Origin of the sequence: Gilliamella sp. B3367, from assembly GCF_026536825.1 — a bacterium.
Taxonomy (GTDB): Bacteria; Pseudomonadota; Gammaproteobacteria; order Enterobacterales; family Orbaceae; genus Gilliamella; species Gilliamella apicola_E.
Window position 1 is genome coordinate 22,877 of record NZ_JAFNNJ010000008.1, and the last position, 14,411, is coordinate 37,287.

Annotated in this window: 13 protein-coding genes; 8 read left to right on the forward strand and 5 right to left on the reverse strand. The window is 35.8% G+C overall.

Annotated features, from left to right (window positions below):
• Nucleotides 1-39: 39 nt before the first annotated feature.
• Entirely contained in the window at nt 40-591 is a 552-nt protein-coding gene (rimL, locus tag J3U23_RS10440) for a 50S ribosomal protein L7/L12-serine acetyltransferase (protein WP_267339202.1), read from the forward strand.
• A gap of 60 nt (nt 592-651) precedes the next feature.
• Here the strand turns inward: rimL and J3U23_RS10445 are convergent, their stop codons facing one another.
• Together J3U23_RS10445 and adhP are read right to left on the reverse strand one after the other, a co-directional pair.
• On the reverse strand, nt 652-2,097 hold the full coding sequence (locus tag J3U23_RS10445) for an APC family permease (RefSeq protein ID WP_267339203.1): 1,446 nt from the start codon (nt 2,095-2,097) through the stop codon (nt 652-654).
• Nucleotides 2,098-2,279: 182 nt separating this feature from the next.
• Complete coding sequence (adhP, locus tag J3U23_RS10450) at nt 2,280-3,311, reverse strand: alcohol dehydrogenase AdhP (RefSeq protein WP_065735054.1); 1,032 nt, start codon at nt 3,309-3,311, stop codon at nt 2,280-2,282.
• Nucleotides 3,312-3,640: 329 nt separating this feature from the next.
• On the opposite strand from adhP, the gene J3U23_RS10455 reads away from it, so the two are divergent.
• The 6 genes from J3U23_RS10455 to J3U23_RS10480 are packed head-to-tail and all read left to right on the forward strand — an operon-like array spanning nt 3,641 to nt 10,381.
• Nucleotides 3,641-5,236 carry an ABC transporter substrate-binding protein gene (locus J3U23_RS10455; RefSeq protein ID WP_267339204.1) on the forward strand — a complete coding sequence of 532 codons (1,596 nt, stop codon included), beginning with the start codon at nt 3,641-3,643 and terminating at the stop codon, nt 5,234-5,236.
• An 11-nt stretch (nt 5,237-5,247) separates the two neighbouring features.
• Entirely contained in the window at nt 5,248-6,228 is a 981-nt protein-coding gene (locus J3U23_RS10460) for an ABC transporter permease (RefSeq protein WP_267339205.1), read from the forward strand.
• Nucleotides 6,229-6,230: 2 nt separating this feature from the next.
• Nucleotides 6,231-7,061, forward strand: coding sequence for an ABC transporter permease (locus tag J3U23_RS10465; protein WP_220225593.1), 831 nt, complete (start codon nt 6,231-6,233; stop codon nt 7,059-7,061).
• Nucleotides 7,058-8,698, forward strand: coding sequence for an ABC transporter ATP-binding protein (locus tag J3U23_RS10470; protein ID WP_267339206.1), 1,641 nt, complete (start codon nt 7,058-7,060; stop codon nt 8,696-8,698). The genes J3U23_RS10465 and J3U23_RS10470 overlap by 4 nt, the downstream gene beginning before the upstream one ends.
• Nucleotides 8,699-8,710: 12 nt before the next feature.
• Nucleotides 8,711-9,562, forward strand: a complete 852-nt coding sequence (locus J3U23_RS10475) for a VOC family protein (protein ID WP_267339207.1) — start codon at nt 8,711-8,713, stop codon at nt 9,560-9,562.
• Between the two features lie 15 nt (nt 9,563-9,577).
• Complete coding sequence (locus J3U23_RS10480) at nt 9,578-10,381, forward strand: pyrroline-5-carboxylate reductase family protein (protein ID WP_267339208.1); 804 nt, start codon at nt 9,578-9,580, stop codon at nt 10,379-10,381.
• Nucleotides 10,382-10,443: 62 nt separating this feature from the next.
• Here J3U23_RS10480 and J3U23_RS10485 read toward each other — a convergent pair whose 3' ends face one another.
• A complete protein-coding gene (locus J3U23_RS10485; RefSeq protein WP_267339209.1) occupies nt 10,444-11,763 on the reverse strand; it encodes an MFS transporter in 1,320 nt (439 codons plus the stop codon).
• A gap of 183 nt (nt 11,764-11,946) precedes the next feature.
• Between J3U23_RS10485 and J3U23_RS10490 the strand changes: the two genes are divergently transcribed.
• Complete coding sequence (locus J3U23_RS10490; RefSeq protein ID WP_267339210.1) at nt 11,947-12,987, forward strand: tagatose 1,6-diphosphate aldolase; 1,041 nt, start codon at nt 11,947-11,949, stop codon at nt 12,985-12,987.
• A gap of 130 nt (nt 12,988-13,117) precedes the next feature.
• Here J3U23_RS10490 and grxB read toward each other — a convergent pair whose 3' ends face one another.
• A complete protein-coding gene (grxB, locus tag J3U23_RS10495) occupies nt 13,118-13,768 on the reverse strand; it encodes a glutaredoxin 2 (protein WP_267339211.1) in 651 nt (216 codons plus the stop codon).
• Nucleotides 13,765-14,391, reverse strand: a complete 627-nt coding sequence (locus tag J3U23_RS10500; protein ID WP_267339212.1) for a Pr6Pr family membrane protein — start codon at nt 14,389-14,391, stop codon at nt 13,765-13,767. The genes grxB and J3U23_RS10500 overlap by 4 nt, the downstream gene beginning before the upstream one ends.
• Between the last annotated feature and the right edge of the window lie 20 nt (nt 14,392-14,411).

Below are 14,411 nucleotides of genomic sequence, written 5' to 3' on the forward strand. Positions count from 1 at the left end.
AAATAGTCATTGTATAGTTGTTTTTTAAAGGAATAAAAAATGGATGATAACCAACAAAATGGAATTTATGTCACTGAAGATATTTATCTAAAAACCGCAACGGCTCATTATGCCAATGCATTATATCAGATTATTGATTCAAATCGTGTTTTGTTCAGTCAATTTATGGCATGGCCAGACTTTGTCAAATGCGAGTCAGATACGGCTAACTTTTTAGCAGATTGTTTTAATAAACATCAACGAGATGAAACTAAAACCTATGTTATTTTAAATAATAACATACCAGTTGGATTACTTTCTTTTAACCACATTGATAAAAGCAATAAAACAGCTTATATAGGCTATTGGCTAGATAGCAAAGCACAAGGAAAGGGTATTATTACACAAGCTATCCTAGCACTCACACATTATTATGCGATAAAAAAACTTATTAAACGTTTTGTCATTAAATGTTCTGTCACTAATTTAAAAAGTAATCAAGTCGCTAAGCGTTGTGGTTTTGATTATGAAGGAACACTTAAACAAGCAGAATATCTTAATGGCACTTATTATGATCAAAATATTTATAGCTTAATTTCAAGTTATATCTAAGTTTAAAAAAATAAACCGACAATAGTCGGTTTATTGAATGTATTTATTAAGGAATATATTTCAATTAATGATATAACCATACACAATTAATGCAGTTATAACGAATAAAGTTCCACAAGCAATAACGTATTGTGTTTTGACACGATATCTTTTCATTTCACCAAGTGAAAGCTCTTTATTATGATTTTTTCTGTAATAATAGTAGTACAAAGGTAAACCTATCAATGTCAAACAGATTGAAGCAATACCGTTTACAGTTTGATAAATCAACATACCATAAATAACATAAGCTGCTCCGCTTATAGCCACAATGGGAATAATAGGATAACCGATAACTTTATAAGGCCTAGCCACGTCAGCATATTTTTTTCTGGCAATAATCACGCCAACAAAAGTAAGTAGATAAAATACCCAAATCGCAAACATTGAAATCTCAGATAACCGATCAGCATCTAGTAATATTGAATACAAAAATGAAAAAATGACCAAAACAATAATGGCATTAACCGGAGAACGGCTATCTTCATCAATAGTACTTAAAAAACGTGCTCCAATAATTGTACCTCGTTCAGCCATACTAAACATAGTTCGCGATAACGTCATGATATAACCATTGATACCGCCTAAAATTGAAACCATAATGCCAACTGCAACTAAATTACCACCTAAATGTCCAAACATTCGTTGTGAAGCCACCGCAGATGCATCGTGTCCAAGCGTAACCATCTCTTTTACAGGAAATATTTTGAATAATGCAATATTAATACAGGCATAAACTATTACTAAAAATATAATGCCGAGAATAATGGCTTTGGGTAACACTCTTGATGGATTACGAATTTCACCAGCAACGGACGCTACTTGCGCCCAACCATCATAAGCAAACAAGGTTGCCAATATTGCTACTGCAAATGGCGCAGTAGTTTCAATTCCTTGGCCGCTTGAACTAAATAATGCAACTTGACCATTACCTTTCCATAATCCAAATATTGCTAACAACAAAATTGGAATGAGTTTACAAAAAGTAGCGATGGTTTGCAGATATCCAGCTTGTTTAACCCCTATTGAATTGATACATGCAATGAACCCCAAAACCCCAGCACTAACCGCCAATCGATAAGAATCATTGATATCAAATAATAAACAACAAACTGAGCTAAAATATCCTACCAATGCGCCTACTAATGATGGCGCAAATAAAACGGTTATCATCCAACCATATAGATGTGAAACTTTTGCACCATAAATCTTTTCTAAATAAACCAACATGCCACCTGTTTTCGGGAACATAACGCCCAATTCACAGAGTGTTAAACCACCACAAATAGAAAAAGCACCACCGATTATCCAAGCTAACAATGCAAAATTATAATCCCCAGCTACTTCTAGTACCGCTGGCGGTTTCATAAAGGCACCAGCCCCTAAAACCATTCCAACAACTAGTGATAGTGCAGAAAGTAAACCCAAATCTTTCCGCAAATTATTCTCTAAATTGTGCTCAGACATAAACAACCCCTTAAATCTATCAATTAAGCAAGCAAAATTGGCTTATGATAGGGTTTTATTTATAAAACACAAGAAAGATTATTCTTAATCTAAAAAAAGTCATACAAGTTATAAAATAGTTAACATTCTGTTTAATAAAAAAGTCAGCATAAAGCTGACTTTTAACAATTCAATGATAATGATTATTTTTTCTTCATTTTCATATCGATAACCATGCGACCACGAATTTTACCCGCTTTCATTTCATCAATCATATTATTGATATCTTCAAATGGGCGTTTTTCAACTATTGGCACAACTTTACCTTCAGCACTAAAACGAAATGCTTCGGCTAAATCTTCACGGGTACCAACTAATGAACCTAAAACTTGAATGCCATCTAAAACTGTCTTAGGAATACTTAAATCCATTGTTTCAGAAGGTAGACCTAATGCAACAACACGACCTAATGGACGAACAGAACCTATAGCCTGATTAAATGCAGTTTTAGTAACTGAAGTCACAACTGCACCATGAACACCACCACCTGTATGCTCTTTAATATAGGCACCAACATCTTCCACCTTTTTAGGATTAACAACTAAATCAGCACCAAGTTTTTTACACAATTCTAACTGGCTATCACTGTTACTAATAGCAACAACTTTGTTATTAAAAACATTCTTACCATATTCAATAGCCAAAGTTCCAAGACCACCAATTCCAAATACTGCGAGCCATTGACCTGGTTTAGTATCCGCTACCTTAATTCCTTTATAAGTGGTAACCCCCGCACAAGTTACACTTGTTGCTTGAGCTGGATCTAATCCATCAGGGACTTTTACCGCATAATCAGCTTTAACAATACATTGCTCAGCCATACCGCCATCAACAGTATAACCAGAATTTAATGCACTACGGCAAAATGTTTCGTTACCGGAAATACAATATTCACAAGTACCACAACCTGCATGGAACCATGCAATACTGACACGATCACCAACTTTCAAGCTTTTTACATCAGGCGCAATTTTAGTCACGATACCGACACCTTCATGACCAATTACACGACCAGGTTTTTTACCGAAATCTCCAGCTGCAACATGAAGATCGGTATGACAAAGTCCACAATATTCAACCTCAACTAAAGCTTCCCCCGCTTCTAAAGGACGTACAGGGATATCTTTAATTTCAACTTGACCATCGCACTCTTGTCTAATAACTGCAGCTTTCATTTGTTTCTCCTAGATAATTACAATTTAAAAACATAACTGCTTTTATTTTAGCCTATTTATTTAGAAAAAATATGCGCTATTTCACAATTATCAATAAAAATGAGAATTATTTTTAATTTATTGTGTATATGCGATATTTATCCTAAACATCTAAAAAACTGGTGATCATAAAAATTCTACAAGTTAGCCTCGCTAGTAAATATATAACTAAAAGTAATATAAATATGCGATATCGGCATTTCTCAACTTTACTAAAAATTTTTATAGTTAAATCCTAAAAATTTTCATTGTTATAAATACCGAAAATATGGTGACAACAAGGAGCATACATGAAATTATTCAATATCAAACAAACATTTATTATAGGACTACTCTCAATTTTGTTGCCATTTTATTCGGTGGCGGATGAAAAAACACCACAACGAGGTGGTACCTTAGTTGTTCATTATTCTGGAGAACAAAGAGTTCTCAACCCAGCTTTACGCGCGTCAACGGGGGTATATGAAGTATCAGGAAAAGTAGTTGAATCATTAGTCGATCTCGATGCAGATGGTCAAATTGTTCCTGTTCTTGCTACATCATGGACTTCCTCACCGGATGGAAAAACAATAACATTTAAATTACGCGAAGGCGTCAAATGGCACGACGGTAAACCATTTACATCACAAGATGTGAAATATAATGCACTAGAGTTTTGGAAAAAAAGATTAAATTTCTCAACTACATTACAACTTAATTTAACCTCTGTCGATACACCTGATGACCATACAGTGGTATTCAATTATTCTCGTCCAATGCCATTAGATTTACTATTAAGAGCTTTAGTTGATCTTGGCTATGTTGTTCCCAAACATTTGTACGAAGGTACCGATGTATTAAATAATCCTTATAACACCGCACCCGTAGGGACTGGGCCATTCAAGTTCGTTGAATATCAACGAGGACAACATATTATTGTTGAACGCAATGCTGATTATTGGCGACAAGGATATCCTTATTTAGATAAAATAATCTGGCGCATTATTAACGATAACTCTTCAGCATCAGCTGCACTTGAAAGTGGACAAATTGATTTAAGTGCATACTCAAAATTAAGCCTTGCTGATATTAATCGATTCAAACAAAACTCAAAATTTGAGGTTTTAACAAAAGGTTCTCAAGCAAATATTTTCAATAATACTTTAGAATTTAACTTCCGCAATCCGATCATTGCTAACCTAAACGTTCGCAAAGCAATTGTTCAATCACTCGATATTCCTTTCTTCATCGATGACTTTTTATACGGATTTGGTAAGCCTGCAACCGGTATTATTCCATCATCAAACGTTTTTTACCCTAAAGAGAGTAAAATTGTTTACCCTTTTGATAGAGAAAAAGCTGAACAATTATTAGATGAAGCAGGTTATCCACGAAAAGCTGACGGCACTCGTTTTACCTTAAAATTAGTCCATATTAATAATGGTGAAGATGTTCCACTTTTTGCAACATTTATCCAACAATCTTTAGCTGAAGTCGGCATTAATGTGGTTATCGTTAATCTCGACACTGCTGGCGCTTTAAATGCCGTTTATAAACTCCACGATTTTGATATTGCAACAGGGTGGCACCAATATAGAGGCGATCCAGCAGTATCGACAACTGTTTGGTTACGTTCTGGCAGTCCTGAAGGAGCGCCTTGGACAAATCAATATGGCTGGAAATCAGATGCTGTCGACCAATTAATCGATAGTGCCGCAACTGAAATAGATCCAGTCAAACGTAAAGCACTTTATGGTCAACTAGTTGATGTCGTGAATACTGAACTACCACTCTGGTTCGCAACAGAACGTGAATTCATCTCAGTGATTAATAACAAAGTACACAATCATCATAATACAGCACGTTGGCCATCAAGTAGTTGGTTTGATGTATGGATAGAACACTAAGTTAAGGTGAAATGATGACGCATATACTGACTTTAGCACTTAGACGATTATTAACCACGATTCCAGCACTGGTTATCATACTAATTGCGCTATTTTTATTATTGCAATTGGCGCCTGGCGATACAGTGGATGCTTTACTTGCCCAAATTGGTGGTGCCGAATCAAGCGTTATTGATGAAATGCGTCATCATTATGAACTTGACCAATCAACAAGTTCACGATTAATCAATTATTTATGGCGATTAGTTCATTTAGATTTGGGGCAATCAGCAATATATAATAAGCCAGTTAGCCATATGATCTTAGAACGTTTACCGGCTACATTACTATTGATGGTTTGCGCAATGTTCTTAGCGTTTACCTTCGGTACAATCCTTGGCATTTTATCCGCTCAAAAAGTGAATCGTTGGCCAGATACACTCATTTCAGTACTGGGACTAATTTTTTATTCAACACCTTCATTTTGGTTAGCTCTCATGGGAATTGTCTTCTTCTCAATTTATTTGAATTGGTTACCACCTAGTGGATTTGGCAGTATCGGTGAATCATTAACGGGTATTTCAGCATTTTTTGATATTGCATGGTATTTAATCTTGCCAACTACCACCCTAGCTTTAGTTTATCTAGCAATCTATTTACGCATTATGCGCGCTTCATTACTTGAAGTATCGACCTTAGACTTTGTAAAAACAGCTAAAGCGAAAGGATTAAGTAGCCGCCAGATACTGGTTAATCACATACTACGTAACGCCATGTTACCAATGATAACGCTAATCGGTCTACAAGCAGGCACCATGTTAGGCGGTTCGGTGGTTATTGAAACCATTTTTGCCATTCCAGGATTAGGACGACTTGCCTATGATTCTGTAGTACAAAGAGATTTAAACACTTTACTTGGCGTAGTATTTGTTTCAGCAATACTCGTTATCATTATTAATTTTATTGTCGATATGCTTTACGCAAAGCTCGATCCACGCATTACAGGACATTAATGATGGCGATATTAAAAGACTATTTCCGTAGCCCAATTGCTAGAATTGGTACAATTTTACTGTTATTAATTATCATAATTGCATTAAGCGCAGATTGGTTTTTTCCTGGCAATCCGCTTCGCTTAGCTGGCCGCCCCTTACAATGGCCTTTTACAAATCCTAAATTTATTCTTGGAACAGATCAGGCAGGAAGAAATATCGCTGCCCAGCTTTTTCATGGTGCAAAAGTATCACTGATTATCGGACTTATATCAACATTCATAGCAATTATTATTGGTGTGGTTATTGGTGCCATCTCAGGATTCTACGGAAGATGGGTTGACGACATACTGATGCGCCTTACAGAAGCATTCCAGATTTTACCTAACTTTTTACTATTACTCGTTGCTGTTGCGGTATTTGGTTCAACAATCAATATTGTGGTGATTGCAATTGGTGTTGTTTCTTGGCCGCCCGTTGCAAGGTTAACTCGAGCAGAATTTTTATCATTACGCAATCGTGAATTTGTACAGGCGGGAAAAACCATAGGCATGAGCTCAACTAGACTCATGTTTAAAGAGATTTTACCAAACGCATTACCGCCAGTAATTATGTATGCCAGTGTTATTTTATCAACCGCGATATTAATGGAAAGTGCGCTAGCTTTTTTGAGCCTTTCCGATCCCAATATTTCATCATGGGGGAATCTGGTCGGTAATGGACGACTAGTATTACGTCAACAATGGTATGTTTCAGCTATCCCTGGCATTGCAATATTGCTAACCGTTTTATCTGCATCATTAGTTGGACAAGGAATAAATGATGCACTCAATCCAAGGTTAAAAAAACGATGAATCAAAAAAGACTATCAATTAAAAATTTAACCCTAGATTTGCCTCATGGTTCGGATCGGAAATATGCGGTTAATGATGTGTCACTCGATCTTTATGCTAACGAAATCCTATGTATTGTTGGTGAAAGTGGTTCGGGTAAATCTTTATTATCCAATGCAATCATGGGATTATTACCCGACGGTATTATTGCTTCTCAAGGTGAGATCGAATTCGAAGGTAACGACTTACTCACCTACAATGATGAGCAAATGCGTAAAATTCGTGGCGCGCATATTGGTATGGTTTTCCAAGACCCGATGACTGCGCTAAATCCATTAAAAACCATCGCTAATCAAATTAGTGAAATGTTCACTATCCACACTAAGTTAACTAAACAAGAGATTAACCAAAAAGTTATCCAATTATTAACGGATGTGCAAATGCCCAATCCGCAGTCTGTTGCTAAAGCTTATCCACATCAACTTTCTGGTGGCCAGCGTCAACGTGCCATGATTGCTATGGCATTAGCATTAGAACCCGCTATTTTGATTGCTGATGAACCAACAACAGCTTTAGATGTCACAACTCAAGCATGCATATTGAAATTGATACGTGAACTACAATCACGTAAAGGTACCGCTGTATTATTCATTACTCATGATTTTGGTGTAGTTGCTGATATTGCAACTCGTATTGCGGTTATGCAGAAAGGAAAACTCGTTGAGCAAGGCTTAGCGAGTGACGTATTAAATTCACCAACACATCCTTATACACAAGCGTTAATAGCCGCTGTCCCTCCCCTTACTCCTGGGGATGTTCAACGTATTAATAAAGAGATTATTCTTGAAGTGAACAACCTATCAAAAACCTATCACAACCATAGCTTTTTTAAGCAAAACCGACGTACAACCTATGCGGTTAATAATGTTAGCTTTAAGTTACATAAAGGTAGTACTTTAGGCGTTGTGGGAGAAAGCGGCTCAGGTAAATCAACGTTAGCCAGATGCATTATTAAATTATTAGAAATAGACAGCGGTCAAATCAACTTTGAAGATGTAGATATTGCCAATTTAAAAGGGAAAAAACTTAAACAATATTCACGCCATATTCAGATGGTCTTTCAAGATCCCTATGCGTCATTAAATCCACGTCGAAAAGTCGGCGATCAAGTTACGATTGGACCAATACTTCACGGAACAAACAAACACGAAGCAATCAAAAGAGCAAAAGCGTTATTCAACATGGTGGGATTGGAAAGCGAGGCATTAAACCGTTATCCTCATGAATTTTCAGGAGGACAACGACAACGAATAGGCCTTGCTCGAGCATTAGCATTAGAGCCGAAAATATTGATTGCTGATGAACCGGTATCGGCGCTTGATGTTTCAGTTCAGGCACAAGTTCTTGAACTATTAACGCAATTACAAAAAAAGCTGGATTTAACGGTTCTATTTATCACCCATGACCTGCGAGTTGCTGCACAAATTTGTGATCATATTATTGTAATGAAATCAGGAAAAATCGTCGAGCAAGGTATCGCATCACAAGTCTTTCTAAATCCGACAGCATCTTATACCAAAGATCTACTTGATGCGGTTCCTGGTAAAGGATGGAATCCACATCGATTAATTGATATGTCTCCCGCTATTCATATTTAAGGAGTGAATATAATGACAATACTTAGTCCACAAATTGATCATGTTGTAATCACCGTATCAGATCAGCTCGATCAAGCAAATTCTCAATATCAAAAACTGGGATTCACAACAACCCCAAGGGGCCACCATTCACTAGGAACAAGTAACAATTTAGCGATATTTACGACCACATATCTTGAGCTTTTAGGTTTTGAACCTCAAAATGCGGGTAAAGTAGATAAAAGTTGGTGTTTTGCTGACGGGCTAACTGGATTAGTTTTCAAAACCAAAGATGCCAACAAACTTTATCAACAACTTGTTAGCCAAGGTATAAAAGTTGAGGGTGACGGTCCTAAATCCTTTTTTAGACCTGTCGAATTAAATGATGGCACTAAACCAGAGGCGCGTTTTAAAACCGTCAGATTAGACCCTTCCTATACACCAAATGGACAGATCTTTTTTTGCGACCAACTGACCCCGGAACTGGTTTGGCGTAAAGAGTGGCAAACGCACCCAAATGGTGTAATAAATATTAATCAAGTCATTATTGAAGCTCAAAAACCCCGTTCCTCAATTAAATTGCTTGAAAAAACTTTCCCTTTAGCAAACATTATCGAAATTGACGGAGGCGTACGTCTAAAAGCTGAAGATAAATTTATTGATTACCTTACACCAAATGCAATACAGCATCTTTTTGGCTCGTCAGTAAGTAAAGCGAATAACGACCAAGATCGTAAAGTTGCTTTAGGCTTCACAACAAAATCATTAGCGCAAACCCAACAAGCACTAGAAAATGGGGAAGTTAAATACAATTTACAGAATGATACGATTATCGTACCTGCCAGTGAAACTTATGGTGTTGTAATGATCTTTAGCCAATTATAAATAGGAACTATCAGTATGAGTAAAATTTTATTTGTCGGTAGTGGCCATATGTCTGAAGCGATTATTAGCGCTTTGATAAATAATAAAACATATGAACCCCAAAATATATTAGTGAACGATATTGTTAAATCTCGCTTAGACTATTTACATTCAACTTATGGTGTTACCCCAACTGGCAAAATCGTCAATGCAGATATTATTGTATTGGGGGTTCGACCTCAAGATGCATGGCGTAACATTGTTCAACAATTGGATGTTAAAGAGACTATTATCATTTCAATCATTGCTGGAGTAACAATTGCCCAAATAAAACAATCCTTAAAAGTTGATCTTCCTGTTATTAGAACAATTCCAAATACACTTACCGATACAGGTTTTGGTTATTCAGGTATTGCTACCGACGAGAATGATCAGGCTGTTGCAAAACAAAAACCCGTCACCCAATTCTTCAAAAGTTTTGGTAAACTTGAATATATTGACGAATCACTGCTTGATATTTTTACTGGCTATGCCGTTGCAGGACCGAATTATATTTATTATTTTTATGAATCGTTAGTTGATGCTGGAGTTTTAGTTGGATTGCCCCGAGATATGGCCAAACGTATTGCGATCGAAAATTTACACGGCGCAGCCTCAATGCTTCAATTAAGTCAAAAACATCCAAGACAATTGCTTGATATTAATAACTCGCCAGCCGGAGTTGGAATGCATAGTTTGTATGAACTAAATAATAGTGATTTTGCCGCAGGGTTACAACGAAGCGTGAAAGCTGGAGTCATTCGAACTATTGAGCTGGGAAAAAGCAGTAAAATAAGCTAAATATAATTGTTGAGGAACTTAAAAAACCCCGCTCCTCAACTTTTTTTATTATCTATTAAATGTTAAGAGATATCTTTTGCTATATATTTTTGGCTATTATTATTGATTAATAAAAATAGCCCGATCAATGCACCTAACACAAATAATCCAACAACATAAATAGCGGGCGCCATTTTACTTACAAAATCACTAAAAAATGAGATTAGTAATGGCGTTAAGCCACCAGCTATGGCATAAGCCATATTAAATGAGAACGACACACCGCTATAACGCACCTGAGTTGGAAACACTTTAACCATAAAATAAGCAAAAGAACCGACAATTCCAACACTAAAACCTGCTAATGAATAAGTGATAAATAGAAGATTCGGATTATCTAGTGATAGATAAAATATAGCAATCATGATAGCAGCCACGATACAACCAACAACAAGTACTTTGCCCATCGAAAACTTATCCATCATCATACCGTAAAATGTACAACTGATAATCAGTCCGATGATAGCTAATATATTCCCTTGCAAAGCTTCGATTGCTGAATAACCAAATTGCTTTTGTAACAAAATTGGCGTCATTAACATTATCACCATAATACCCGCTGACAACACCCAAGTAAGTAGCATCGATAAAATTGTTTGGGGTAAATATTGAGTAATCACAGTAATTACTGGCAACTTTCTTGATAATTCTTGATTTTTACGTTTTTGAATTTCAAGAAAAATCGGCGTTTCTTTTAGCCAACGACGTAGATACATAGCGATTAAACCGAAAATACCGCCGATAATAAATGGAATTCGCCATCCCCACTCATTCATTTGTTCTACCGAGATACTTTTACTCATTATTGTCGATACCAGTGAACCAAGCAGGATACCTAAACTTAATCCACTAGTTAAAATACCACACGCTAGACCTATTTTATTTTTAGGAACATGTTCGGCAACAAATGTCCATGCTCCAGGAACTTCACCACCAACGGCAAGTCCTTGGCATAATCGCATCATTAACAGTAATAATGGCGCAAAAATACCGATATTGGCATAAGTTGGTAGACAGCCAATAAATAATGTTGGTAAAGCCATTAATAGGATGCTAAGTGTAAACATTCTTTTGCGGCCAAATATATCACCAAAATGAGCCATCACAATACCACCAAAAGGGCGAATCAAATAGCCGGCAGCAAAAATGCCAAAAGTCTGAACTTGACTTAACCATGTAGGCATATTAGTCGGAAAAAATAAATGGCTAATCGTTATTGAAAAAAAGACAAAAATAATAAAATCATAAAACTCTAATGCGCCACCTAACGCGGAAAGCGCTAAGGTTTTATAATCCTGATTATTTAATGTTCTCACATTTTTGGAAATTGCAGAATTTGGCATAATCATCCTTGTAAATATTTGTTTACAACCAGTCTAGTAAATTGTACTACTATACAAGAACTAACTGTTATTTAAAAGAAAATATCTAAAAGTAAACAAAAATCAAAACTAGCACTAAATGATTAATAGTTAGCCATACAAATACCTACAATAACAAAATCTTAACAAATGGAGAGTTCTAAAATGGCAACAAAACGCATTTCTCGTGGAAAATTCAACCGTATGCAACAATTATCTAACCAAGATGGCGTAATTGCAGCATTAGCAATCGATCAGCGTGGTTCAATGGTAAAAATGATGCAAAATGCCGTTGGTCAAGAGCGTTATCACATTGACATGGTTTATGAATTTAAAGAGCTTGTTTCTCAGGAATTAACCAAATATGTTAGTGCCATTTTGCTTGATGAAGAACTTGGTTTCAAAGGTATGGCGGCAAAAAATAAAAATGCTGGCTTAATTATGTCTTATGAAAAAACTGGTTATGATGCCAATACTCCCGGTCGTTTACCCGATATTTTGCCTGAAGATTCACTGCAACGTTTATTGAAAAAAGGTGCTGATGCAGCAAAAGTCCTTGTTTATTATAATCCGGATGATCCTCAAGATATCTTAGATAAAAAACATGCCTTTTTAGAACGTTTAGGCAATGAAGCGAGAGCCGCTGATATTCCGGTATTTGTCGAACCAATTGTCTATGATAATGTGGTGACTGATGATAAAAGCCCTGAATTTGCCAAAATCAAACCTCAAAAAGTGATCAAAACTATTGAGGAATTTACTAAAGATCACTATTACATCGATATCTTAAAAGTAGAAGTGCCAGTTCTATTTAAAAATGTTGAAGGATTTAACGATAATAATCCTGTGGTATATTCCCAAAAACAAGCGGCTGAATATTTTAAACAAGCAAGTGACGCCGCCACACGCCCATTTATCTACTTAAGTGCGGGTGTACCAACCAAAACTTTCCATGAAGAGCTTATTTTTGCTGGCGAACATGGCGCTAAATACAGTGGTATTTTAGGCGGTCGTGCAACTTGGTTTGAAGGCGTGGCAGCATATGCTAACGGCGGTAAAGATGGCTTAAAACGCTGGCTAGATACAACTGGTCGTGAAAATGTTGAGCACCTTAACAAAATCTTAAAACAATACGCAACACCTTGGTATGATGTGTATGGTGGCAAAGATAAGATTGAAATTATTGAACCTGTACTAAGCAATTAATTGATTATTTTTTAAAATTTATAACGAAGATTTAATACAAAAAAGAGTACAAGTTTTCTTCCTACTTGTACTCTTATAATTAGCAATTAATTAGCTGATTACTTTTTGATACTCCTGCAAATATATCCAATTAGATAGCTTTATCAAAAAATAAATTTACTTTACTTTTTTTAGACATAGATTCTAAATATTCTCTGATTTTAGTCGGAAATTTAAGTCCTTTAACACATGTCAAATTGCGTAATATTGGGAACAAACAAATATCATCCCAAGATAATAAGCCATTACATGCATGAGGTGAAGTAATTAAAGATTCAAGTTGAGTGAATAAATCAGCAACCTTAGCGATTAACGAATCAGTCTGAGCAAGGCATTCATCAAACGATCCCATCTTTTTACTCTTATTTGTGACAAAATTATCAATAGCATCTTGAGTAGCAAATTCAGCTAAACCAAGCTTGATATAACGCGGACACTCTAACTTATAGTCATATTGTTGAAGTTGTTTTATCAATGCTTCAATTTTTGGATTTTTAGGTCCTGTTAAAATAGGGCTACCGCCATAATTGCTATCGATATAAGCAACAATATCCAAACTTTCTGGCATATAGCTACCATCTTCTTTTTGTAAGATGGGCACCATTTTTTCGCCAATCATGCTTTCTGGTGATTTAGCATCATTACTTAGAAAAACATGCTGTTCAACCGGAATATTTTTCAAGCCAAAAATCATTCTTGCACGTACACAAAAAGGACAGTGTTCATAAATAAATAATTTCATATTCGTCTCCTAAAACAATCAATGCCCCATAATAAAAAAGCCAAGACTAAAAACAGCACAAAAACCAATCCAGAGGAATAAAGCGCTTTAGCGTAACCAACCTTCACTACATTAATAAAAGGATAGGGATATTGATTAGTAAAATAACCTCTTGTGAAGATATAAATACCATAAATTAGCATTGACAAAAACGAGCCAACGATAATCTTGAAATGAATGCGTCGAAATGGCCCCCATATTAACCAACTTAATACGCCAGCAATAGGTAAAACGACATGTAAACTCTCATTAGTAAATTGTAATAATGTACTCGGTGGTTTATGAATACTTCTTAATATTAGATTATAGACAATAGCCGTTATAATTACTCCGATTAAACCATTTAATCGAATCACTTTAAATAAATATCGATTACAGTTTGGATTAAAGGCTAACCACAAACAGCTAAATGCCAACATGAGATTAGACAACACGGTAAAAAAACTGTAATAAAAAACCATTCTCCCGATAGGTGTTCCTGGTTGCCAAGGCCGAAGTCGTGTATGCCAATAAATATAAGTTTCAAGACCTATTACCAAAAAAGCATATAGCACAATAAAAAGATTAATATTTCGTTTCAGCATAACTTATTATAAAAAATAAC